Below are 21,650 nucleotides of genomic sequence, written 5' to 3'. Positions count from 1 at the left end.
CACGAGCGCAGTGAGCTGCAAGTGTGTTAGAATGACTGTCCGATGCCGGCATAGATGCCGTAATCCGTACCATCCTCGTACTTGTTCAGCGGTACGGCAAAATCAAGCCGCAGCGGACCAAATGGTGTCGCATAGCGGATGCCGATACCCGCACCGGCCCGAATGTCGGAAAAGTCCGGTGCTATGTCGGCTGAAACCGTCCCGACATCGATGAAGGGCACGATGCCGATCGTATCGGTGACCTTTACCCGGGTCTCGAACGAGGCAGTGACATAAGAGGCGCCACCCGTCTCTTCATTGTCAGCGTTGCGAGGCGAGATCTCCTGATAGCCGTAGCCGCGAACCGAGCCACCACCGCCGGCAAAGAAACGGCGTGTGGCGGGAATGTTCTGGAGATCGTCCGCTCCGAGGAGAAAACCTGCGGAAAGCTTGCCGGCAAGAACGATGCGGTCTTCCGCCCCCAGGCCCTGATATCCGGTGATTGAGCCCTCGAAACCGGAGAAGAAGGTCCCGTTATAGGCCTCGTAGCTTGGCGTTGCCTTGAGCGTCGCCCGATAGCCTTCTGTCGGATCGAACTTGTTGTCGCGGGCGTCTCGATCGTACTGAAAGGGCAGCGCGAAGGTCAGGTAGCTGTTCTTGCCGAAGGCATCGTCGTCGCGTTCCCAGCTGACTTCGCCGGCGCCGGTGATCGTATCGAGATCTGACAGCTCGTAGGAAAGGCCGAGGGAGGCAGTGACGAGCTTTGCAGTGTAGGCGTCGGGGTTCTCGGTCTTGGCAAGAATACTGGCCCGTAGCGTCGCGGCCGGCAAGAACGCGCCAGGTTTGGTGAAGGTGACGCCGGCTGAATAGTCGAGATTGCCGATATTGGTCGTTTCGCCCAATCGGCCCACGGACCCTTCGAGGCGTAGCGCTTCGGCCTCTCCGAAGAGATTGCGATGACCCCAGTAGCCGTTGACGCCGAAACCGTCGGTTGTCGAATACTGGGCGCCAACGCCGAGGTAGCGCTGCTTGCCCTCCGATACCTCGATCGTCATCGGCAATGTTCCGTCCGGCGCCAGAGCGTCTGCCTCATGAATGGTGACGCTCGAGAAGACGCCCAATGCGCGCAGTCGTTCACCGGCTTTCTTCAATGCCTCCGGCGAATATTGCTCACCCTTGTTCAGCCGGGAATAGCGCTGGATGAAGCCCGGTCGAACGGTTTTCTCACCCGCGACGCCGACGTCGCCGATCGGCGCGACCGGACCACCCTCGGCGGCGAGCACGATGTCGACCGTGTTCGTCCTGTGGTCGGCTATGACTTTGCGGGTCGTCAACTTCGCCAGCGGGCGGCTTTCGCTTTTCAGCTGCTCGACGATCTTGTCGCCAGCCTTGATGATCGTCAGCGAACCGGCCGTCTCACCTGGAGCAAGATCGTAATCTGCCGGATCGCGTCGCGCGGCGTCGCCGCCGAATTGCACTTCATGGACCTTGAAGACGGGGCCCGCCGCCACACTGACCGTCACCGGGATCGGGCGCGAGCGATTGAAGGTCGGATTGGGCGGAAGGGTGTCTATATCGCGGCCATCGATCCTGATCGTCACCACGCCGCCGTAGCGGGCCTTCTCGAAGAGGGCGGCGATCAGTCGGTCGCGATCGTCCCTTGCCTTGACGACGACGCCAAGATCACCGGAAACAGGTCGGTCCTTGTCACCCACCAGGCGGGAACTGTTTTCGAGTGCTTCCTTGAGATCGGGATCGTCCGCATCGGTCGTCAGAGTCACGTCGTAGCGAACCGGGTCGGGCACCTGATCGCTGGCCGATTCGTCATCCTTGCCCCACAAAGTGATGCCGAAAAGCTTGAAGGCGAAAGCCTCCGAAATGAGAGCCGGCGAAAACGCAAACGCAGCCGCGATCACCAACATGGTGCCTGCGCGCCGATACGCTATACCCGGTTTCGGTGCCTTCCCTGTAATTTGCATCCGCCGCTTTTGGTTACATTGGAATTAAGCTTCGCGCCCCCCGGCCGGCGGCAACATTAGCGGCAAATTTCTTCGGCGTGTACCGTTTTAAATCGCTTAGCCGCTGAAATGGTGGAAAAAATGAGAAATCCCGGGCTGCGAACCCAGGATTTCGAGATGATTTTGCTCGGGCCTCAATAGCCGCCGCGGCAATCGTCGATGTAACGTCGACCATATTGGTCGCGATAGTAGCACTGTCCTGGCTGCTCAGCGACGCGGCCGATGAGGGCGCCAGAAACACCGCCGATCGCTGCACCGACGGCAGCCCCACGCACATTGCCGGTGACCACTCCGCCGATCACGGCCCCAGATGCTGCGCCGATGCCAGCACCCTGCTGGGTCGGCGTGCAGCTTGCGATCGACAGGCCGATCAAGGCGAATGCAACAATCTTCTTTATCAAATTCTTCTCCTAGGTTGGTCGCTCTCAAAGAGCGGTGGCCGTCCCTGATTCTTGTTTTTGTCATGCTAGTCGTCAAACTGTGGCGCAAAAAAAGCAGCCCTGCTTTTCGATGCTCGTTTTTCACACAATTGCTGTTGAGACTTGCGCAGAAATTTGGCGCAACCGACCACGCCGAATTTAATTAGCCTCCCTAAAGTAGTGGTTGATCCCAAAGCGAAAACGTCAAATGATACCGCTCGTGCCTGGAGGAGGCGCAAGGAGGAAATCATGGCGAAAGTGAAACTGACGGTGAACGGCCGGACAGTCAGCGGCGACTGTGAAGAGCGTACGCTTCTTGTCCATTTTATTCGCGAAAAACTCGGTCTGACGGGAACGCACGTCGGCTGTGATACCAACCAATGCGGGGCCTGTGTCGTTCACATGGATGGCAAGTCGGTGAAGAGCTGCTCGATCCTTGCCGTCCAGGCGTCGGGTTCGATGATCACCACCATCGAGGGGCTCGCCACCAACGGCGAACTGCATCCGGTTCAGGCCGCCTTCAAGGAGCATCACGGCCTGCAATGCGGCTTCTGCACGCCAGGCATGGTGATGACGGCCGTCGACATGATTGCGCGCCACAGTGGTCACCTGGACGAGAAGACGGTTCGCCATGAGCTCGACGGCAATATCTGTCGATGCACCGGCTACCACAACATCGTCAAAGCCGTCTTGTCTGCCAACGAGCAGATGCATGGCGCTGCCAAGCAGGCGGCCGAATAGCTCTCAGGAATTGTCTGGCTGACTGCCGAACACGATTGTCTTTGGCGGAATGCCAGGCCCGAAACCCCATTGGGAGGACATTATGGGTGTTGAAGGAATTGGTGCACGCGTTGCACGGAAGGAAGACAAGCGGTTCCTGACCGGCAAGGGCCGTTACACGGACGACATGGTCGTGCCGGGCATGAAATTCGCCTATTTCATCCGCAGTCCATATGCACACGCCAAAATCGGGGGGATTGATGCAGCCTCGGCAAAGGCGATGCCCGGCGTCATCGACGTGCTCGACGGCAAAGAGTTGCTCGCCGACGGAATCGGCAACCTCATCTGCGGCTGGATGATCCATTCGAAGGATGGTTCGCCGATGAAGATGGGCGCCTGGCGCCCGCTTGCGACAGAGACCGTCCGCTACGTCGGCGATGCCGTTGCAGTCGTGGTCGCGGACTCGCTTGCCGAGGCGCGGGACGCGGCAGAAGCCGTCGTGATCGACTACGAGGAATTGCCGGTTGTCGTCGAAGCGGTCGACGCGCTGAAATCAGGCGCACCCCAGATTCATCCGGAAGCTCAGAATAATCTGATTTTCGACTGGGAACTTGGCGACGCGGCCGCAACCGACAAGGCGGTTTCCGAAGCGGCACACGTCACCGAGATCGAGATTCACAACAACCGCCTGTCGCCCAATGCGATGGAACCGCGCGCAGCGCTCGGTATCTACGACGCCGCTGAAGATCATTACACCTGCTATACGACGAGCCAGAACCCGCACGTCGCCCGTCTCGTGATGAGCGCCTTCTACAACGTCGCGCCCGAGAACAAGCTGCGGGTGATCGCACCCGACGTCGGCGGCGGCTTTGGATCGAAGATCTACATCTATCCCGAAGAGATCGTCTGTCTCTGGGCTTCCAAGAAGACGGGTGTGCCGGTGAAATGGAATTCCGATCGCACGGAAGCCTTCCTGACGGACGCACATGGCCGCGACCACGTCTCGAAGGTGACAATGGCCTTTGACAGCGACCACCGCATCACTGGGCTGAAGGTCGACACAATCTGCAATCTCGGCGCCTATATGTCGCTCTTCTCGTCGGCGGTTCCGACCTATCTCTACGCGACATTGCTGTCGGGCCAGTACGATATCCCGGCCATCCACGCCAATGTGCGCACGGTCTACACCAACACCGCGCCGGTTGATGCCTATCGCGGCGCCGGTCGCCCGGAGGCTACCTACCTGCTCGAGCGGACGATGGAAACGGCAGCGCGCGAACTCGGCATTTCGCCGGCCGAGCTGCGGCGGAAGAACTTCATACGCTCCTTCCCGCATCAGACACCCGTGATCATGAATTACGACGCGGGTGACTACGAAGCATCGCTCAATGCCGCCATGCAGGCGGCCGACTGGAACGGTTTCCAGGCGCGCAAGGCCGAAGCGGCCAACCGCGGCATGAAGCGCGGTCTCGGCATGAGCTGCTACATCGAAGCATGCGGCATCGCCCCCTCGCAGGCGGTCGGCTCGCTTGGCGCAGGCGTCGGATTGTGGGAATCTGCGGAGGTGCGGGTCAATGCGGTCGGCACGATAGAAGTGCTCACCGGGTCGCACAGCCACGGGCAGGGCCACGAGACAACCTTCGCCCAGCTCGTTTCGGACCGTCTCGGCGTTCCGCTGGAGAGCGTGTCGATCGTGCATGGAGATACCGACAAGGTGCAGATGGGCATGGGCACCTATGGCTCACGCTCAGGCGCCGTCGGTATGTCTGCCGTGGTCAAGGCGCTGGACAAGGTCGAAGCCAAGGCCAAAAAGATTGCCGCCCATCTGATGGAAGCCGACGAGGGCGATATCGTCATCGAGAACGGCGAGCTGAAGGTTGCCGGTACCGATAAGAGCCTTCCCTGGTTCCAGGTGACGCTCGCCGCCTACACCGCGCACAATCTGCCGGGCGGCATGGAACCCGGATTGAAGGAGACCGCCTTCTACGACCCGTCGAATTTCACGTTCCCGGCGGGCTGTTACATCTGCGAAGTCGAGGTCGATCCCGAAACGGGCAAGACCGAGATCATCCAGTTCGTTGCGGCAGATGATTTCGGCAATATCATCAACCCGATGATCGTCGAAGGCCAGGTGCATGGCGGTATCGCACAAGGTATCGGTCAGGCTCTGCTCGAGGCCGTCCATTATGACGAAAATGGCCAGCTTCTGACGGCGAGCTTCATGGACTATGCCATGCCGCGCGCCGACGATCTGCCCTCGTTCAAGGTCTCGCATCAGGTGACGCCATCCCCGAGCAATCCGCTCGGCATCAAGGGATGCGGCGAGGCCGGCGCGATCGGGTCTCCGCCGGCACTCATCAATGCCATCACCGATGCCATCGGCAACAACATGCTGACGATGCCCGCCACCCCTGAGAAGGTGTGGATGGCAGCGCGCGCGGCTCATTGAGGAGGAACGACGATGTATCAGACCAACTATCACCGCGCATCCTCGGTCGATGAAGCCGTCAGGATGATTTCGGGAACATCGGAAGGAAAATATGTTGCCGGCGGCATGACACTGATCCCAACGATGAAGCAACGCCTCGCCGCGCCGAGCGACCTTGTCGATCTCAGGCATATTCCCGCCATGCAGGGCATCAGGATCGATGGTCGCAAGGTGACAATCGGGGCGGCCACGCCGCATGCCGAAGTCGCTGCGTCAGCGGCTCTGCGCGCGGTCTGTCCCGCGATCTGCGACCTCGCCGGCACGATCGGCGATCCGCATGTCCGCCACATGGGCACGATCGGCGGTTCGATCGCCAACAATGACCCTGCGGCGGACTACCCGTCGGCGATGCTGGCGTTGAATGCGCGCATCCTCACCAACAAGCGCGAGATCGCCGCGGACGACTTCTTCACCGGTCTGTTCGAGACGGCATTGGAGGATGGCGAACTGCTGACCGCGATCAGTTTCGATGCGCCCGACAAGGCCGGCTACTCGAAGTTTCCAAATCCGGCATCGCGTTATGCGATGACGGGGGTCTTCGTTGCCAAAGGTGCCAGCGGCGTGCGGGTTGCCGTCACCGGGGCTGGATCCAACGGCGTCTTTCGCGAGACGGCCATGGAAACCGCGCTCAACGCGAACTGGTCCTCCGGCTCTGTCGCTGGCATCGATGTCAATCCTGCTCGGTTGATGTCGGACTTGCATGCCAGTGCGGAATACCGCGCCAACCTGATCAAAGTGATGGCCAAGCGTGCCGTTGCCGCGGCAGGCTGACGAGACCCACCCGATCGCGAGGCAGGTCTGCCTCGCGATTTTCGCTGCGTCTGGCCAAAACAGACAATTTCTAATTAAAGTAATTCAAGACTATGGGCCTTTTGCCGCAGTTAATGGTAAAGCGAGGGCAAAGGGTTGACGTGCGCGCGTCTGTTGGCAACAAACGCTCGCACGAAACTGGAGCAGATGATGGATTTCGAAGCGTTCTTTAAAAACGAGTTGGACGGGCTTCACAGCGAAGGCCGTTATCGCGTTTTTGCCGATCTTGAGCGTCACCGCGGCAGCTTTCCGCGCGCCACGCGCCATACGGTAGACGGCCCGAAAGAAGTGACAGTCTGGTGCTCCAACGACTATCTCGGCATGGGCCAGAACCCGAAGGTGATCGAGGCGATGAAGAATGCCATCGATCACTGTGGCGCGGGTGCGGGAGGCACCCGGAATATCTCTGGCACCACCCACTACCACGTTCTGCTCGAGCGCGAGCTTGCCGATCTTCACGGCAAGGAAGCCTCGCTGATCTTCACGTCTGGCTATGTTTCCAACTGGGCGGCACTCGGCACGCTCGGCGCCAAGATTCCCGGCCTGATCATCTTCTCCGACGCGCTGAACCATGCCTCGATGATCGAAGGCATCCGCTATGCGAAATGCGAGAAGGTGATCTGGAAGCACAACGACATCCACGATCTGGAAGCCAAGCTGGCGGCCGCCGACCCGAAGGCGCCGAAGCTGATCGCGTTTGAATCCGTCTATTCGATGGATGGCGACATCGCCCCGATCAAGGAAATCTGCGACCTCGCCGACAAGTACGGCGCCATGACCTATCTCGACGAAGTGCATGCCGTTGGCATGTATGGACCGCGTGGCGGCGGCATTGCCGAGCGCGAAGGCCTGATGGACCGTCTGACGGTGATCGAAGGCACGCTCGGCAAGGCCTTCGGCGTCATGGGCGGCTACATCGCTGCCTCGACGGCGCTTTGCGATTTCATTCGTTCCTTCGCATCGGGCTTCATCTTCACGACGGCGCTGCCGCCGGCATTGGCGGCCGGTGCGGTCGCCTCGATCCAGCATCTGAAGGTCAGTCCCTTCGAGCGTGCGCGTCACCAGGATCGTGTCCGCAAGCTGCGGGCGCTGCTTGATCAGCGCGGCATCCCGCACATGCCAAATCCAAGCCATATCGTTCCGGTCATGGTTGGCGATGCGGCAAAGTGCAAGTGGATCTCCGACCTGCTGCTCGACAATTGCGGTGTCTATGTGCAGCCGATCAACTACCCGACGGTGCCGAAGAAGACCGAGCGCCTGCGCATCACCCCGACGCCGCTCCACAGCGATGCCGACATCGACCATCTCGTGGATGCGCTGCATTCGCTCTGGTCGCGCTGCGCGCTCGCCCGGCACGTTGCGTAACGGCGCTTGGTTTGCGAAAAGATTGGACCGCCGTCAGGCGGCCCTTTCGCTAAGAGCGATCAGTTCTGCAGCGAGCCTTCGGGCTTCGGCATCGGCAGCAAAAACGTCGTCCATCGTCCGCGCTTCGCCCGTTTTGATCATCTTGTCCATGACCGCTTCGGCAATATCGGCCATCATCAGGAAACCGATCCGTTCATCGACGAAGGCGTGAAAGGCAATTTCCTCAGCCGCGTTCATGACCGCACCCTGCAGGCCGCCGCGTTCCAGCGCGGTACGCGCCAATCTTAGCGCCGGGAAGCGCTCTTCATCAGGGGCCTCGAAGTCCAGACGCGAGAGCTTGGCAAAATCCAGCCGCTCGACGTTCAGCGTCGGCCGGCGCGGGTAGTCGAGTGCATAGCCGATCGCCGTCCTCATGTCGGGGCTGCCGAGTTGGGCTATGATCGATCCGTCCGTGTAGCCGACCATGGAGTGGACGATCGACTGCGGGTGAACGATCACTTCGATCTGGTCCGGGCGAACGCCGAAGAGATGCTTTGCCTCGATCATCTCCAGCGCCTTGTTGAACATCGAGGCACTTCCGACCGAGATCTTCAGTCCCATCGACCAGTTGGGGTGCGCTCGCGCTGTAGCTGCCGTCACATTCGCCATGTCGGCGCGCGACCAGGTGCGGAACGGGCCGCCGGACGCCGTTAGGATGATCCGTTCGACCGCATGCCGCTGGTCCTCGTCAAGAGACTGAAAGATTGCGCTGTGTTCGCTGTCGACGGGGATCAGCCGTCCGCCGCCCTTCGCCACGGCATCGACGAAAAGATCGCCAGCCGAAACCAGACATTCCTTGTTGGCGAGCGCGATCGTGGCGCCCTTGCGGGCGGCAGCCAGTGTCGGCGCCAGCCCGGCCGTGCCGACGATGGCGGCCATCACCCAATCCGCATCGAGGTCGGCAGCTTCCGCCAGGCCGGACACGCCGGCGGCCACCGCGATGCCACTGCCTGAGAGTTCGTCCTTCAGCGCGTGATACTTGTCCTCGCTAGCCGTGACCGCAAGCTTGGCGCCTGCCGACTTGGCCTGCTGCGCCAGAAGCTGGACGTTCTCGTTGCCGGTTACGACCGAGATCTCATAGCCGTCGCGTCCGCCCAGTTGCTCGATAACGTCGAGTGTATTTTGTCCGATCGAGCCGGTTGAGCCAAAAATACTGAGGCGCCTGGGCGCACGTTCGCGTGCCATCATCGGTGATTTCGCCAAAATTCTTGCATCGGCTCTGGCTGTACAGGGGATTGAAATGAGCGGCAAGTGTGCCGCGCAGCAGAAATCCGGCAGCCGGCTTGGCATTCGCTGCTTTCGCTCATCACGTTCGATGGCCCTGCGCGAAACCAACTGGCGATCGCCGCGTTTTGTTGAAGTCGAAACAGGAGGACGTGCAATGGTTTTCAAGCAACCAACCTTCTTTGGCGAACCCCTTGATCAGGAAACCGGCGACAAGGATGCTTCGCTCGAGGAGGCCGTGGCGAATGCTCTGGCTGTGGCAGGCGGCATCGATGCGGCGGATGTGAAGGTGACGGTTGAGGACCATGCCGTTGTGCTGACAGGCGTTGTGGCAACCGCGCCTGAAATCGAACGCGCAACAGCGGTTGCGCAGGCTATCGCCGGGGCGAAGCCTGTGCGCAATGATATTCAGGTGGCGTAGTTATCCAATCAGCCGGCGAAGCGTTCCATCAGGAAGGTTGAACCTGCGACCCTGTCTGTCTTTGGCGTGGTGATCGGTCCCGTCGACTTATAGGCGGTTGCGAGCAGCAGGCCGCTGACAATGAGATATGCGAATGCAAGCAACGTCAGTTTTATGCGCATGGCAAGCACTCCTCTTTTTCCGTCAAACGCCGTGTCGGTTGGAAAAGTTCCGCCTTCCGACCGCCGCCAGAAAATGTGATCGGCAAGGGCTCGCACTGGCTTATGCCGGCAGTCTTGTCGTAAAGAAGAGTTGGCCGTTTTCCGGTGGCCTAGTATGTTCGGTAAGGAGGTGCGTATGCGCAAAGCAATCATCGTCTGGGGCGGTTGGAGCGGCCATGAGCCTGAAGCGTGCGCGCATCGCGTCGGCGACCTGTTGCAGGAGGATGGCTTTGCCGTCGAGGTGACCGGCGACCTTGGCATCTTCGGCTCAGCGGCGATCGCGACCGCCGATCTGCTGGTACCTGTTATCACCGGCGAGAAGATTGAGAAAGCGCATGCCAATGCGTTGGTGGAGGCCGTGCGCGGCGGTCTCGGCCTCGGCGGGCATCACGGCGCGCTGGCGACCTCGTTCAAGGAGAGTGCTCCGTTCCGCTATGTTTCCGGCGTGACCTGGGTCGCCCATCCCGGCAACATCATCGATTTTCGCGTCAACGTCACGCGCCAGCATGACCCTGTGATGGAGGGCATTCCCGATTTCGACTATCGGTCAGAGCAATACTACCTCCACTACGATCCGTCGGTCGAAATCCTGGCGACGACGAGCTTTTCCGGTGAGTATGATGCGGCTGCGCGCAACGTCACGATGCCGGTCGCCTTCAAGCGCCAGTTCGGCTCGGGACGTGTGTTCTACTCGGCGCTCGGCCATGTAGAGAGCGAGTTCGATCACCCCTACATGCGCCTCATTCTTCGTCGCGGCCTTTCCTGGGCAGCGCGCTCTTAGCGCTAGGAGGTCCGACCCGTCTTGCAACCGGCGAAGACATCAAGCTTCGCGTCATAGACGGACGTCACGATATTCATCATTCCGAGCACGCTGTGGAACAGGTTGTCATGGGATGTCGGCTGTGCTGTCGACTGGGCCAAGCATGCCTTGTCGAGTGCCATCGACGCAGTGAAATCCGGGTCAAGCCAAACGAAGAAGGGAACGTGCGTCTGCTCCTGCGGGGCGAGGATATAGGGCGCCCCATGGAGATAGAGACCCTTCTCGCCCAACGACTCACCGTGATCCGACATGTAGATCAAGCCGGTCGCAATCTTGTCGCTGCGAGCCTTGAGCTTGTCGATGACCGTGGAAAGGAAATGGTCGGTGTAGAGGATCGAGTTGTCGTATGCGTTGACGATTTCATCGTCCTTGCAGTTGCCGAGCTCCGCCGTCTCGCACTCAGGGGTGAACTTCCGGAACTCGTTGGGATAGCGAAGATAATAGGCCGGGCCGTGGCTGCCGATCTGATGCAGGACGAGCACGCTATCCTTGGTTACGCCGTTCAGCCATGTGTCGAGCTTGTCCAGAAAGATGCCGTCCTGGCACTCGCCGTCTTTGCAGAACCGCGGATCGGTCGAATTCGCGAGGTCTACATAATTGATGCGGGCAGCGGCGCCCTTGCTGCCGGTGTTGTTGTCAAACCAGGTCACGTCGATGCCCGCGTGGGCGAGAACATCCATCAGGCCTTCGTTCTCGATGCCCTTGCGATGGGTGAAGCTTGCGCGCGTGAACTGCGAGAACATGCAGGGTATCGACGTTGCAGTCGCCGTGCCGCAGCTCGTCGTTTGCGGGAAATAGATGACGCCCTGCTTGCGAAGCTCGGGGTTGGTGTCGCGATGATAGCCGCCCAGCGAAAAGTTCATCGCCCGCGCCGTCTCGCCGGCAACGACAATCGTTACCCGTGGTTTGTGCACGTCGACGACAGGGACGACCCTGGCGTCGGTGCCGAGCGGCTTGACGACGAGCCTGGCTTCTTTGCCGGCCTGCATGAAATACCGCGTGGCGCCGACGATCGAAGTGACGGGGTTCAGGCTCTTCACGATGTCTCGGTGCTGACGGATCGCTGCAGTATACTCCTTGGCATAGACGCCCGCGACGGCGCCGAATACCAACAGGCAGCCGAGGATCGTCACGCTGTTCCACAAGAGCTTCTGAAGCACGGGGCGGTGAACCACCTTGACCCAAAGGATCAGCGTGATCGGGATGACGGCGAACAATACGACATGCAGGAGAAAGCCGGGCGTCATCAGGTGATTGGCCTCGGCGGGCGTCGTTTCCATCGCATTTCGGATCATGTCGCTGTCGACGATCACGCCGAAGGTGTCGGTGAACCACGCCGCCAGTGCCGCCGCAAGTACCAGAAAAATCAAAACCGGCTTGATGACGTATTTCGCCGAAAAGGCAGTGACGATGGCCACGAACAGCACCGAGATCGCAATGTAAAGTGCGGTGATGGCCGTCGGCGTCGTGGCGAGATAGGTGTGAACCTTCCCCCAGAACGTCCGGTTCGTGAACAGGACGAGATAGAGCCCGGTGATGGCGGACAGCGAAATGCTGCCGATTCTTGGCCGATAAAGCGACGGTGGTGTCAAGAGGGCGGCCCTCGGTGCCTGTTTGTCCGCATGGGCGAACATTCAGTCCACCGCAGTAGCGGCTTATTGTGTCATGAAACTGACGCACACCTGAACGGACTCACCGCCGACCGATGCCGTTCATTGGGCGTGACACTGGAATGGCGCGACGAGCGGCTAGATATTCTCTGAGGTGTAGATATCGAAAGGTAAGAACGATTGCCCCGGAACTGTATCATTCTCCGACCCAAGGGAAGAGGTCATCAGCGTGATCAATTCGCTACAGAGGTTCTTGATCGGCGTTGAGATCACCACGGTCACAGCATCGTCAGCAAGCGCTGCGCGCGAGTCCGGTGTCAGTTCGTTAACGACGACGACAAGCTTGCCGGCAAGGCCCTCTTCGCGGACAGCCGAGATCGCGCCTTCCATGCCGCCGCCGCAGACATAAAATCCGATGAGGTCCGAATGCTGCTTGAGGAGATTGATAGTGGCTTCGTGAGTTATCTCAGGCGTCTCGAGGTTGATCAGCGTTTCGAGAACCTCAAAATCAGGGGCATTCTCGCGGAAATAGGAGCGGAAGCCGATCTCGCGCAACTCATGCCCGTGGTAACGATGGCTGCCGACGAAGCAGGCGACCTTTCCGGGGTTTCTGGCGGCCTTTGCGATCATCCAGGCGGCCGTACGGCCGACCTTCCGATTGTTCAATCCGATGTAGCCCCGCCGCACGCCGCTTGCGAGGTCAGACAGGATTGAAAAGACCGGGACGCCCTTGGCTTTCAGGTCTTCGACCTCGGCGGTGACGGCCGGGTAGTCCGGTCCGACCAAAGCAATCGCCTGATTGCGGCTCGCGAGAAGCTTCAGTTTTTCGATGATGGCGGCCGGCGTCGACGCGGCTGCGTACTCGATCTGCGCCGTAATGCGGAATGACGTATTGGCGTGCACGGCCTGCTCAATTTCGCGAGCGAGCGTTTGATAGAACGACTGGGCAGGACGCTGCAGCAGAAACCCCAGCCGATAATGCGGGAGGTCCTGAAACACCCGCTGCCGGAGCAGACCGACGGCATGGTAGCCGATCGAGGCTGCCGCGTCATAGACGCGTCGTGCCGTCTCCTCCCGAACGCGATGGCGACCGTTCAGCACACGATCGACCGTCGCCACGCTAACGCCGGAAGCATCCGCCAGATCCTGTATCGTTGGTCGCTTCACCATCGTGCCCTTGCAAGAATCCCTCATCGTGAGGCCATCGCAATGATGTGTTTTGATAGAATACATCAAGGCTGCATTGTCGCATGACGAAAGTCAACCTAATCTCTGTTGGACGGGCCGGGAGGGACGGCTTGTGGGAGATAAAAATGGCAGACCAGACAAAGAAGCGAGACTACAGCCTGCTCGGCGAAAGCGGCCGAACGGCCGTCGACATGGGACTGGCGGCCGCGCAGTGGTATCACACCGAGGTTGCGCGCAAGGATATAAAGGCGCTGATGCAGCGTTCCGACGCCCCGGCCATTCGCGACACGATCATCTGGCTCGGGGCGATGATCGTCTTTGCGGGGTTTGGTATCTATTTCTGGGGATCCTGGCTCTCTCTGCCATTGTTCCTTGCATATGGGGTGCTTTACGGCTCTGCATCCGATAGCCGCTGGCACGAATGCGGCCACGGTACGGCCTTCAAGACGCGCTGGATGAATGATGCGGTCTATCAGATCGCCTGCTTCATGATCATGCGCAATCCGGTGACCTGGCGCTGGAGCCATACGCGCCATCACACCGACACCGTGATCGTCGGCCGGGACCCCGAAATTGCAGTGATGCGCCCGCCGGATCTGCTGCGGCTGATCCTGAACTTCTTCGGCATTCTCGATGTCTGGCATGCAATGGTCGACATGCTGCGCAATGCTTTTGGCGTCATCAGCGCGGAGGAGAAGACCTTCATTCCTGAGATGGAACAGCCGCGCGCCATCTTTATCGCGCGCAGCTGGCTTGCGATCTATGTCGTAACGATCGCGGCTGCGATTGCGATGGGCTCCATGCTGCCGCTGATGCTGATCGGCCTGCCCCGGCTCTATGGCGCGTGGCATCATGTGCTGACCGGCCTGCTGCAGCATGGCGGTCTCGCGGACAATGTCATCGACCACCGTTTAAACAGCCGCACGGTCCATATGAACCCGGTCAGCCGCTTCATTTACTGGAACATGAACTACCACGTCGAGCATCACATGTTCCCGATGGTGCCCTACCACGCGCTGCCGCGCCTGCATGCGATGATCAAGCACGATCTGCCGGTGGCCAATCCGTCGATTTGGTCCGGCTATCGCGAAATGATCCCGGCATTTCTGCGCCAGCTGCGCAACGAGGACTATTTCCTCAAACGCGAGCTGCCGGCGACGGCGCGGCCCTATCGCGAGGAATTCCACAGCAAGCTTGCGCCGGCGGCCCAATAGCCCGGCGCGAAACGAAGAGTTTGGGAGGACAAGATGAGCGGAAATTGGATCGAGGTCTGTGCGGTCGAGGACATCGACGAGGAGGATGTCATGCGTTTCGATCACGCGGGCAGGACGTTTGCGGTCTACCGCAGCCCAGATGACGAGTTCTTCGCAACCGACGGGCTCTGCACCCACGAGCACGTCCATCTTGCCGATGGCCTCGTCATGGACGAGATCATCGAATGTCCGAAGCACAATGGCCGCTTCAACTACAAGACGGGTGAAGCCAAGGGGGCGCCGGTTTGCGTCAACCTGAGCACCTATCCCGTGAAAGTCGAAGGCGGCGCCGTCTTCATCTCGATCTGAGGAGGCTGTGATGACCCATTTCGTGATCATCGGGGCAGGGGAGTGCGGCGCACGTGCGGCGTTTGCCCTGCGCGAAAAGGGATATGACGGCGAGATCACGCTGATCGGTAGCGAGTCGCTCGCGCCCTACGAGCGGCCGCCGCTTTCAAAGGCGAGCGACGAGCGTTCCGCGGCGCCGAAATTCATCGCCGAGCCGGCCAAATATGTCGAAAGCGGCATCAGGCTGCTGACGGGTGTCACAATTCAGGGTCTCGATCCCGAGGCAAAGTCAGTCGCGTTTTCCGATGGCCGTACCATTGCCTATGACAAGCTCCTGCTTGCCACCGGCGCTCGCGCACGGCCGCTTCCGGGGATCGGCGCGGAGAGCGAGCATATCCGTTCGCTGCGCACGCACGCGGACGCGGTTGCCCTTCGCAAGGCCATGGTGCCCGGCAAGCACATCGCGATCATCGGCGGCGGCTTTATCGGCCTGGAACTTGCCGCGACGGCGCGGGCACTTGGAGCTGGTGTGACGGTTCTCGAAGGACTGGAGCGCGTGCTGAAGCGCGGCGTGCCGGAGGAGGTTGCCAGCGTCATCACCGAACGCCATTCGCTCGCAGGCGTCGACATTCGCTGCGGCGTTGTCATCAACCGTGTAACGGAACAGGGCGAAAGGGCGTTCATCCGCCTGGTCGATGGCGACACTGTCGAGGCAGATCTCGTGCTCGTCGGCATTGGCGCCGTTCCCAATACGGATCTTGCCGCTCGCGCCGGCCTCAAGATCGACAACGGCATTGCCGTCGACGAATTCCTGCGCACCTCGGCACCTGACATTTACGCAGCCGGCGACTGCTGCTCGTTCCCGCTGGCGATCTATGGCGGCCGCCGCGTGCGGCTCGAATCCTGGCGCAATGCCCAGGAGCAGGGGGCACTTGCCGCCGCCAATATGATCGGGCTTGGCGAAGCCGTTTCCGCCGTACCCTGGTTCTGGTCCGATCAATACGATGTGACGCTGCAGATCGCCGGCTTGGCGGAGGGCGCCGTTCAGCATCTGCGACGCGATCTTCCCGATGGCGCCTTCATCCTGTTCCATCTCGATCAAGCCGGCCGGTTGCTTGCGGCAAGCGGCATCGGTCGCGGCAATGCGGTCGGCCGCGATATACGGCTTGCCGAAATGCTGATCGCGGCGCGCGCCCATCCGGATCCGGCGGCCCTCGTCGCAAGCAACGTCAAACTGAAATCCCTCCTGGCCGCCTGAGTGGCGACCGTAGTCTCAAGGTATCGGCAATGAACAAACAAGTGCGACCGACTGTGCATGACCTCCTGGCGATGAAGGGCAAGCGGCAGCTCAGCATGCTACGCGTGGTCGTGCTCGAGGAGGCCGAAGCGGCCGAGGCCGCCGGCATCGATCTGATTTCGGTTCCTCCCGAGCTCCTCTTCGATCCACAGTTTCGCGATGCCGCTCCCGGTCGGTTCGCAATCCCCGGCGGCGAGTACGGCCAGAGCGGTGCCACCACCGATGAGATCCTGCGCTCCGCCGTGACGATGCGGGCGGCCTCAGCCGATGCCATCTACTGCGCTGCCAGCCTGCAGACGATCAGGCGGCTGCGCGACGAACATATTCCCGTCTGCGGCCATACGGGGCTCATTCCGTCGCACTCCACATGGACGGGCGGCTTTCGGGCCGTCGGGAAGACGGCGGCATCGGCAGCCTTCGTCTACAAGCAGGTGAAGGATCTGGAGGCCGCGGGTGCTTTCAGCGCGGAAATAGAGGTGGTGCCGGCCGAGGTCGCTGCGGCGATTTCGGAACGGACCTCGATGCTGCTGATCTCCATGGGAGCCGGCAGCGGCTGCGATGCCCAATATCTCTTCTCCGAGGACGTGCTGGGCCTGAACCGCGGGCACTATCCGCGCCACGCCAAAGTCTATCGCAACCTCGCGGCAGAATATGATCGGATCCAGCTGGAACGGATCGCGGCATTCCGCGAATACGCTGCCGACATTGCAAGCGGCGCCTATCCCGAGGAACATCATCGCGTCCCTGTTGATGCCGAGGAGTTGGAGAGGTTTCTGTCCCGACTCTAATTGCCGGACATTTCGCCTTCTTGATCGCCGCGCATGAACCGCCGATCCTTCTTCTCAGTGGGCGTGCTCGATATTGGTCTTAATCCATCCCGAGCCTGGCAAACTGACCTCTGCGCGGCTTCATTATACGGCATGGCACAGCATTGGGGCTGACATGCCTGTTCCTGGCCATGCGGCGGATCGGCATAATCGCGGGAACCCAAAGAAGAAGGAGAAAAGGACGGCGCTACCCCTCCAGTGCCTCAATCATCTCCACCCGCGTCGCATGCCGGCCGCCCTCGAAACGAGCGGTCAGGAACGCATCCACGATATCGAGCGCCAGCCCTTCGCCCACCACGCGCACGCCAATCGAAAGCATGTTGGCATCGTTGTGCTGGCGGATCATGCGGGCTGAGAATGTGTCGCCGCAGACGCCGCAACGGATGCCCTTTACCTTGTTCGCCGCCATCATGATGCCCTGGCCGGTGCCGCATAGGATGATGCCAAACCGGCAATCGCCGGAGGCGACGAGCCGCGCCGCCGCTTCGCCGTGCTTAGGATAGTGTGTGCTCTCCGGCGTTGTCGGTCCGATATCGACCACTACCCAGCCTTGCGCCGCAACATGACCGGCAATGGCCTGTCGGAGCTGAATGGCGGCGTGGTCGCTGGAGAGGGCGATGCGGTTGCTGGCTGTCATGCAGAAGTCGTCCCGTTTCCCAAGACAATTTGGCGTCTTGACGATGCACCCTAGACCGTATGTTCGCGGGGTGAAGGTGGCCCGCCCCCGCGGTAAGCTGAATTCGGGGGTTGCTCCGGATTGGCCGGAGCCGAGCCCCAAGCTTAGCGAGGGCGAACCATGAAAGACGATAGCGTAATTTTCATCGGCTTGGATACGTCGAAGCCGAAGATTTCGGTGGCTATTGCCGACGGAGCACGCAACGGCGAGGTACGGTTTTTAGGCGACATCTCGTCGGAGCCGTCATCGGTGGCATCGATGGTCAACAAGCTTTCCAAGCGCGCAGCCAAGCTTCACTTTTGCTATGAGGCGGGTCCCACGGGGTATGGTCTCTACCGGCAGATTGTCGAACTGGGGCATGACTGCATGGTCGTGGCGCCATCGCTGGTGCCCAAGCGTGCTGGTGCCCAAGCGTGCTGGCGACCGGGTGAAGACCAACCGGCGGGATGCCATGAGCCTGGCGCGCCTGCACCGGGCGGGCGCGCTGACCGCGGTCTGGGTTCCGGACGAAGCTCATGAGGCGATCCGCGACCTGGTGCGGGCTCGCGAAGCGACCAACGACGCGTTGAAGCAGGCACGTCAGCAACTCCAGTCCTTTCTCCTGCGGCACGGCCGGCTCTATACCGGCCGCACGCCATGGACGCGCGCCCATGTCCGATGGCTGACATGCCAGGCCTTCGATCATCCCGCCCACCAAATCCTGTTGGCAGAATATTGCCAGGCCATCGAGGATGCCGGCGTGCGTCTGGACAGGCTGACCCAGCTGGTGGTGGAGACCGCGGCATCCTGGTCGATGGCCCCGGTTGTGGCCGCCTACCAAGCGATGCGTGGCGTCGCGTTGATGACCGCGGTCACCTTTGTGGTCGAGATCGGCGATGTCAGGCGTTTTGATAATCCTCGTCAGTTAATGGCGTATCTGGGTCTTGTGCCGTCGGAAAGCTCAACGGGCGAACGGGTCAAGCGTGGTGGGATCACCAAGGCGGGCAACATACGGGCGCGTCGAGTCCTCATAGAAGGGGCCTGGACATATCGCTTCCCGGCCCGTGTAAGCCCGACGATCCAGGCGCGCCTGGAGGACCTGCCAAGGGCTGTTCGAGAGATTGCCTGGAAAGGGCAAGTGCGACTTTGCGCGCGCTATCGAAGGCTGGTGGCGGCAGGCAAGCCGAAAGTCATCGCAGTCACCGCCATTGCCAGAGAAATGGCCGCATTCCTGTGGGCGATTGGGCAGGAGGTCGCTCCTACAGCAAAAGGCTAATGCCGATGCTCAGCTTGAAGAGAGAAGCATAATCCAAATTAGAAATCATCTGCTGTTGGACAAAGTTGGAGGCAGGGCTCCGGTGGGGAACCCTCGTCGTAGCTATGTGGCGGATAACATCCACGCCCGACCCTAGACAGAGGCAGCCCCAGACGAACACACGGAAATGCGGTACCCAACCCGCGCATAAGAGTATGCCAGCCGTCGTCTAAATGCCCTGCCTCCTGCTGTGTTCAACAGCTTCACGCATGTGCTTTCGTCCTCAAGGCCGGAAAAGAAAGAGTAATGATTAACGAGCTTGCAAGTGAACATAAGAGCTACCATGCCTCTCTTAGAGATGCACGAGCCTCGCGCCGCGTTCATTGCAAAAGCCAGCGCGTCATTTTCGTTTCCGATCATTATCGGATGGCTCAAGCGAGTCCGATGGCCCCTTGGGCATGTCAGTGCGGCGGCCCATCGCCGCACTGGATGTCCGATCTTCGGCCGGCGACCAAAGGGGAAACTCGACCCAAAGCGGACCTGACGCGGCGGCGCAGTCCGTCTGGCGAGACGCGCGATTAAGCAGGAACGTACGTCAACCTAATCACGTCCTCGCCGACGTGATCGGTGGAGACAAGGCGGAGTGGTGGCCGCGGGCCGGCGAAGAATGGCTTGCCGCGACCAAGCACGACGGGGTGGAAGTAGAGTCGATACTCATCAATAAAACCAAGGTCGGTTAGGCTTCGTGCTAGGTCTGGTCCGGAAACTGCAATCTCCCCAACGAGCCGAGCCCTCAGGCCACGTATCACCGCCTCGATGTCATCCTCGACAAGTGTGGCGTTGGGGCCGACTGACTTCAACGAGCGCGACACGACCCACTTCGGCTGGCGCCGCCACGCCGCCGCGAATGCGCGTCGCTCCGCACTCCACTCAGGACGGTCTTCGTCCCAATAACGCATGATCTCGTACATGCGGCGGCCGTAGACACTGCCCGTCAGGTCGCGGACTTGCTCGATCCAGTGACGAAAGAGCGCGGGGCCCGTCGGCATTTCCAGGTGGTCGACGTAGCCGTCGAGGGACTGGTTCATTCCAAAGATGAGCTTCGCCATGCTGCAAAATCTCCACCGCAGGGTATTCAGAATAGCTTGAGGCGACATTAGGCAAAAGTGAGGTTGGGCATAAACTGCGCGCCGCGTTGTCGGAGTGACGAATAACCAAAGGACCGCCAACCACCCTCGTGCGACATTGGAATTTCTGCTTCCGGGCAGGGTCGGAACGCCCTTCCACGACCGGGACGGAGTCTTCTAGGCGGGTAACAAGCGTCAGATTCGATGACGTCTATTCACGCTGCCGACGACACGTGAATCACTGACATCAACGTGAACAGATGCACGAACGTGACACTTTGGCGAAATCGAAGGTTAATCTTTGAAAATACTGGTGATCCCGACGCGATTCGAACGCGTGACCCTCAGATTAGGAATCTGATGCTCTATCCTGCTGAGCTACGGGACCACTTGAGCGTCATGCATACAAAAGGCTTGGCCGGAAGCCAAGCTCTTTTGCAATGCCCGCATGAAGTCGGTTTCAGGCACCGAGGCGCTGTTCGGCAAGCCGCACCCAGTAGGAGATGCCGTGGGCGATGGTTTCGTCGTTGAAATCGTAGGCGGCGTTGTGCAGGCCGGCCGTGTCGCCGTTGCCGATGAAGATGAATGCGCCCGGACGGGCGTTCAGCATGTAGGAGAAGTCCTCGCCGCCCATCATCGGGTCGATCTCGGCATTCACATTGCCGGCGCCGGCGATCTCGCCGGCGATGCGCAGCGCGTGGCCGGTTTCCGTCGCGTGGTTGAAGGTCACCGGATAGTTGCGATTGAAGTCGATGTCGACCTCGGCTCCATGGGCCGCAACCAGGCCGTTAACCACCTGCTTCAGGCGCGTCTCGGCGAGGTTGCGCACCTCTTCGTCGAGCGTGCGCACCGTGCCGGCGATCGTCGCATCGTTCGGGATGACGTTGTGCGCGAAACCGGCATTGAACTTGGTGACCGAGACGACGACCGAGCGCAGCGGGTCGACGCTGCGGGAGGCAATCAGCTGCAGGTTGCTGACGATCTGCGCGCCGATCGCGATCGGATCGATCGTCCGGTGCGGCTGTGCCGCATGGCCGCCGCGGCCCTTGATGGTGATGGTGAATTCGTCGGTGGCGGCCATGATCGCGCCGCTGCGGATGGCGAAGTGACCGACCGGAAGGCCCGGCAAGTTGTGCATGCCGTAGACCTCTTCGATGCCGAAGCGCTCCATCATGCCGTCCTTGACCATCAGGTTGCCGCCGCCGCCGCCTTCTTCGGCCGGCTGGAAGATGACCGCAATATTGCCGTTGAAGTTGCGTGTCTCGGCCAGATATTTCGCCGCGCCGAGCAGCATGGCGGTATGGCCGTCGTGGCCGCACGCATGCATCTTGCCCGGGGTCGTCGAAGCCCAGGGCTTGCCGCTGATTTCGGTGAGCGGCAGGGCATCCATGTCGGCGCGCAGGCCGATGGTGCGCGCGCCTTCGCCCTTGCCCTTGATCAGGCCGACGACGCCGGTCCTGCCGATGCCGGTGACGATCTCGTCAACACCGAACTCCTTGAGTTTCTCGGCCACGAAGGCGGCGGTGGTTTCGACCGCGAAGAGAAGTTCGGGACGCGCATGGATATGCCGTCGCCACTCTGTCACTTCGTCCTGAAGTTCGGCGGCTCTGTTCAAAATCGGCATGCTGGCTTTCCTGTCGTGAAAAT

At 60.6% G+C, this 21,650-nt stretch carries 19 protein-coding genes, 1 tRNA gene and 1 pseudogene; 11 read left to right on the top strand and 10 right to left on the bottom strand.

What is annotated here, in order from left to right; genetic code table 11:
• Positions 1 to 26: 26 nt before the first annotated feature.
• The gene (locus BSG20_RS04075) at positions 27 to 1,958 is read right to left on the bottom strand and encodes an autotransporter assembly complex protein TamA (RefSeq protein WP_177309807.1); all 1,932 of its coding nucleotides are present in this window, start codon (positions 1,956 to 1,958) and stop codon (positions 27 to 29) included.
• Between the two features lie 173 nt (positions 1,959 to 2,131).
• On the bottom strand, positions 2,132 to 2,395 hold the full coding sequence (locus tag BSG20_RS04070; protein WP_024316143.1) for a YMGG-like glycine zipper-containing protein: 264 nt from the start codon (positions 2,393 to 2,395) through the stop codon (positions 2,132 to 2,134).
• A gap of 270 nt (positions 2,396 to 2,665) precedes the next feature.
• Between BSG20_RS04070 and BSG20_RS04065 the strand changes: the two genes are divergently transcribed.
• The 4 genes from BSG20_RS04065 to hemA all read left to right on the top strand — a co-directional run bounded on the left by BSG20_RS04065 (position 2,666) and on the right by hemA (position 7,799).
• The gene (locus BSG20_RS04065; RefSeq protein WP_072369304.1) at positions 2,666 to 3,157 is read left to right on the top strand and encodes a (2Fe-2S)-binding protein; all 492 of its coding nucleotides are present in this window, start codon (positions 2,666 to 2,668) and stop codon (positions 3,155 to 3,157) included.
• 82 nt (positions 3,158 to 3,239) lie between these two features.
• Positions 3,240 to 5,585, top strand: a complete 2,346-nt coding sequence (locus BSG20_RS04060) for a xanthine dehydrogenase family protein molybdopterin-binding subunit (protein ID WP_072369303.1) — start codon at positions 3,240 to 3,242, stop codon at positions 5,583 to 5,585.
• 12 nt (positions 5,586 to 5,597) lie between these two features.
• Entirely contained in the window at positions 5,598 to 6,395 is a 798-nt protein-coding gene (locus BSG20_RS04055) for an FAD binding domain-containing protein (protein ID WP_072369302.1), read from the top strand.
• Positions 6,396 to 6,584: 189 nt separating this feature from the next.
• Entirely contained in the window at positions 6,585 to 7,799 is a 1,215-nt protein-coding gene (hemA, locus tag BSG20_RS04050; protein WP_072369301.1) for a 5-aminolevulinate synthase, read from the top strand.
• A gap of 33 nt (positions 7,800 to 7,832) precedes the next feature.
• Here hemA and dxr read toward each other — a convergent pair whose 3' ends face one another.
• Complete coding sequence (gene dxr / locus BSG20_RS04045; RefSeq protein WP_072369300.1) at positions 7,833 to 9,026, bottom strand: 1-deoxy-D-xylulose-5-phosphate reductoisomerase; 1,194 nt, start codon at positions 9,024 to 9,026, stop codon at positions 7,833 to 7,835.
• A gap of 193 nt (positions 9,027 to 9,219) precedes the next feature.
• Here dxr and BSG20_RS04040 point away from each other — a divergent pair, with 193 nt between their 5' ends.
• Positions 9,220 to 9,483 (top strand): BON domain-containing protein, encoded by a 264-nt coding sequence (locus tag BSG20_RS04040; RefSeq protein ID WP_072369299.1) that lies wholly within the window; start codon positions 9,220 to 9,222, stop codon positions 9,481 to 9,483.
• An 8-nt stretch (positions 9,484 to 9,491) separates the two neighbouring features.
• Here the strand turns inward: BSG20_RS04040 and BSG20_RS36285 are convergent, their stop codons facing one another.
• Entirely contained in the window at positions 9,492 to 9,644 is a 153-nt protein-coding gene (locus BSG20_RS36285; protein ID WP_167371528.1) for a hypothetical protein, read from the bottom strand.
• 175 nt (positions 9,645 to 9,819) lie between these two features.
• Here BSG20_RS36285 and BSG20_RS04035 point away from each other — a divergent pair, with 175 nt between their 5' ends.
• On the top strand, positions 9,820 to 10,464 hold the full coding sequence (locus tag BSG20_RS04035; RefSeq protein ID WP_072369297.1) for a ThuA domain-containing protein: 645 nt from the start codon (positions 9,820 to 9,822) through the stop codon (positions 10,462 to 10,464).
• 2 nt (positions 10,465 to 10,466) lie between these two features.
• Here the strand turns inward: BSG20_RS04035 and BSG20_RS04030 are convergent, their stop codons facing one another.
• Positions 10,467 to 12,137: a phosphoethanolamine transferase gene (locus BSG20_RS04030; RefSeq protein ID WP_072369296.1), complete on the bottom strand. Its 1,671-nt coding sequence runs from the start codon at positions 12,135 to 12,137 to the stop codon at positions 10,467 to 10,469.
• Between the two features lie 114 nt (positions 12,138 to 12,251).
• Positions 12,252 to 13,283, bottom strand: a complete 1,032-nt coding sequence (locus tag BSG20_RS04025) for a LacI family DNA-binding transcriptional regulator (protein WP_083539839.1) — start codon at positions 13,281 to 13,283, stop codon at positions 12,252 to 12,254.
• Between the two features lie 143 nt (positions 13,284 to 13,426).
• Between BSG20_RS04025 and BSG20_RS04020 the strand changes: the two genes are divergently transcribed.
• The 4 genes from BSG20_RS04020 to BSG20_RS04005 are packed head-to-tail and all read left to right on the top strand — an operon-like array spanning position 13,427 to position 16,927.
• Positions 13,427 to 14,515, top strand: coding sequence for a fatty acid desaturase family protein (locus BSG20_RS04020; RefSeq protein WP_072369295.1), 1,089 nt, complete (start codon positions 13,427 to 13,429; stop codon positions 14,513 to 14,515).
• A gap of 33 nt (positions 14,516 to 14,548) precedes the next feature.
• Entirely contained in the window at positions 14,549 to 14,863 is a 315-nt protein-coding gene (locus tag BSG20_RS04015; RefSeq protein WP_072369294.1) for a MocE family 2Fe-2S type ferredoxin, read from the top strand.
• A 10-nt stretch (positions 14,864 to 14,873) separates the two neighbouring features.
• Positions 14,874 to 16,100: an NAD(P)/FAD-dependent oxidoreductase gene (locus tag BSG20_RS04010; RefSeq protein WP_072369292.1), complete on the top strand. Its 1,227-nt coding sequence runs from the start codon at positions 14,874 to 14,876 to the stop codon at positions 16,098 to 16,100.
• A gap of 29 nt (positions 16,101 to 16,129) precedes the next feature.
• Entirely contained in the window at positions 16,130 to 16,927 is a 798-nt protein-coding gene (locus BSG20_RS04005; RefSeq protein ID WP_072369290.1) for a 3-methyl-2-oxobutanoate hydroxymethyltransferase, read from the top strand.
• Positions 16,928 to 17,153: 226 nt separating this feature from the next.
• Here the strand turns inward: BSG20_RS04005 and rpiB are convergent, their stop codons facing one another.
• Positions 17,154 to 17,603 (bottom strand): ribose 5-phosphate isomerase B, encoded by a 450-nt coding sequence (gene rpiB / locus BSG20_RS04000; RefSeq protein WP_072369288.1) that lies wholly within the window; start codon positions 17,601 to 17,603, stop codon positions 17,154 to 17,156.
• A gap of 159 nt (positions 17,604 to 17,762) precedes the next feature.
• Here rpiB and BSG20_RS03995 point away from each other — a divergent pair.
• Positions 17,763 to 18,897 (top strand): annotated as a pseudogene (locus tag BSG20_RS03995) (IS110 family RNA-guided transposase).
• Between the two features lie 557 nt (positions 18,898 to 19,454).
• Here the strand turns inward: BSG20_RS03995 and BSG20_RS03990 are convergent.
• The 3 genes from BSG20_RS03990 to BSG20_RS03980 form a co-directional block, all read right to left on the bottom strand.
• Positions 19,455 to 19,985, bottom strand: a complete 531-nt coding sequence (locus BSG20_RS03990) for a dihydrofolate reductase family protein (protein ID WP_072369286.1) — start codon at positions 19,983 to 19,985, stop codon at positions 19,455 to 19,457.
• 329 nt (positions 19,986 to 20,314) lie between these two features.
• Positions 20,315 to 20,391: transfer RNA gene (locus BSG20_RS03985), tRNA-Arg, on the bottom strand.
• A gap of 72 nt (positions 20,392 to 20,463) precedes the next feature.
• Entirely contained in the window at positions 20,464 to 21,627 is a 1,164-nt protein-coding gene (locus tag BSG20_RS03980) for a M20 aminoacylase family protein (RefSeq protein WP_072369284.1), read from the bottom strand.
• Between the last annotated feature and the right edge of the window lie 23 nt (positions 21,628 to 21,650).

Origin of the sequence: Rhizobium tibeticum (genome assembly GCF_900110205.1) — a bacterium.
GTDB lineage: Bacteria > Pseudomonadota > Alphaproteobacteria > Rhizobiales > Rhizobiaceae > Rhizobium > Rhizobium tibeticum.
Note: the sequence above shows the minus strand (reverse complement) of the source record. Positions and strands in the feature narration are given on the sequence as shown.

Coding starts and splice junctions, on each gene's coding strand:
- BSG20_RS04075 (WP_177309807.1), bottom strand. CDS start 1,958: ATGCAAATTACAGGGAAGGCACCGAAACCGGGTATAGCGTATCGGCGC.
- BSG20_RS04065 (WP_072369304.1), top strand. CDS start 2,666: ATGGCGAAAGTGAAACTGACGGTGAACGGCCGGACAGTCAGCGGCGAC.
- BSG20_RS04060 (WP_072369303.1), top strand. CDS start 3,240: ATGGGTGTTGAAGGAATTGGTGCACGCGTTGCACGGAAGGAAGACAAG.
- BSG20_RS04055 (WP_072369302.1), top strand. CDS start 5,598: ATGTATCAGACCAACTATCACCGCGCATCCTCGGTCGATGAAGCCGTC.
- hemA (WP_072369301.1), top strand. CDS start 6,585: ATGGATTTCGAAGCGTTCTTTAAAAACGAGTTGGACGGGCTTCACAGC.
- dxr (WP_072369300.1), bottom strand. CDS start 9,026: ATGATGGCACGCGAACGTGCGCCCAGGCGCCTCAGTATTTTTGGCTCA.
- BSG20_RS04040 (WP_072369299.1), top strand. CDS start 9,220: ATGGTTTTCAAGCAACCAACCTTCTTTGGCGAACCCCTTGATCAGGAA.
- BSG20_RS36285 (WP_167371528.1), bottom strand. CDS start 9,644: ATGCGCATAAAACTGACGTTGCTTGCATTCGCATATCTCATTGTCAGC.
- BSG20_RS04035 (WP_072369297.1), top strand. CDS start 9,820: ATGCGCAAAGCAATCATCGTCTGGGGCGGTTGGAGCGGCCATGAGCCT.
- BSG20_RS04030 (WP_072369296.1), bottom strand. CDS start 12,137: ATGTTCGCCCATGCGGACAAACAGGCACCGAGGGCCGCCCTCTTGACA.
- BSG20_RS04025 (WP_083539839.1), bottom strand. CDS start 13,283: ATGGTGAAGCGACCAACGATACAGGATCTGGCGGATGCTTCCGGCGTT.
- BSG20_RS04020 (WP_072369295.1), top strand. CDS start 13,427: ATGGCAGACCAGACAAAGAAGCGAGACTACAGCCTGCTCGGCGAAAGC.
- BSG20_RS04015 (WP_072369294.1), top strand. CDS start 14,549: ATGAGCGGAAATTGGATCGAGGTCTGTGCGGTCGAGGACATCGACGAG.
- BSG20_RS04010 (WP_072369292.1), top strand. CDS start 14,874: ATGACCCATTTCGTGATCATCGGGGCAGGGGAGTGCGGCGCACGTGCG.
- BSG20_RS04005 (WP_072369290.1), top strand. CDS start 16,130: ATGAACAAACAAGTGCGACCGACTGTGCATGACCTCCTGGCGATGAAG.
- rpiB (WP_072369288.1), bottom strand. CDS start 17,603: ATGACAGCCAGCAACCGCATCGCCCTCTCCAGCGACCACGCCGCCATT.
- BSG20_RS03990 (WP_072369286.1), bottom strand. CDS start 19,985: ATGGCGAAGCTCATCTTTGGAATGAACCAGTCCCTCGACGGCTACGTC.
- BSG20_RS03980 (WP_072369284.1), bottom strand. CDS start 21,627: ATGCCGATTTTGAACAGAGCCGCCGAACTTCAGGACGAAGTGACAGAG.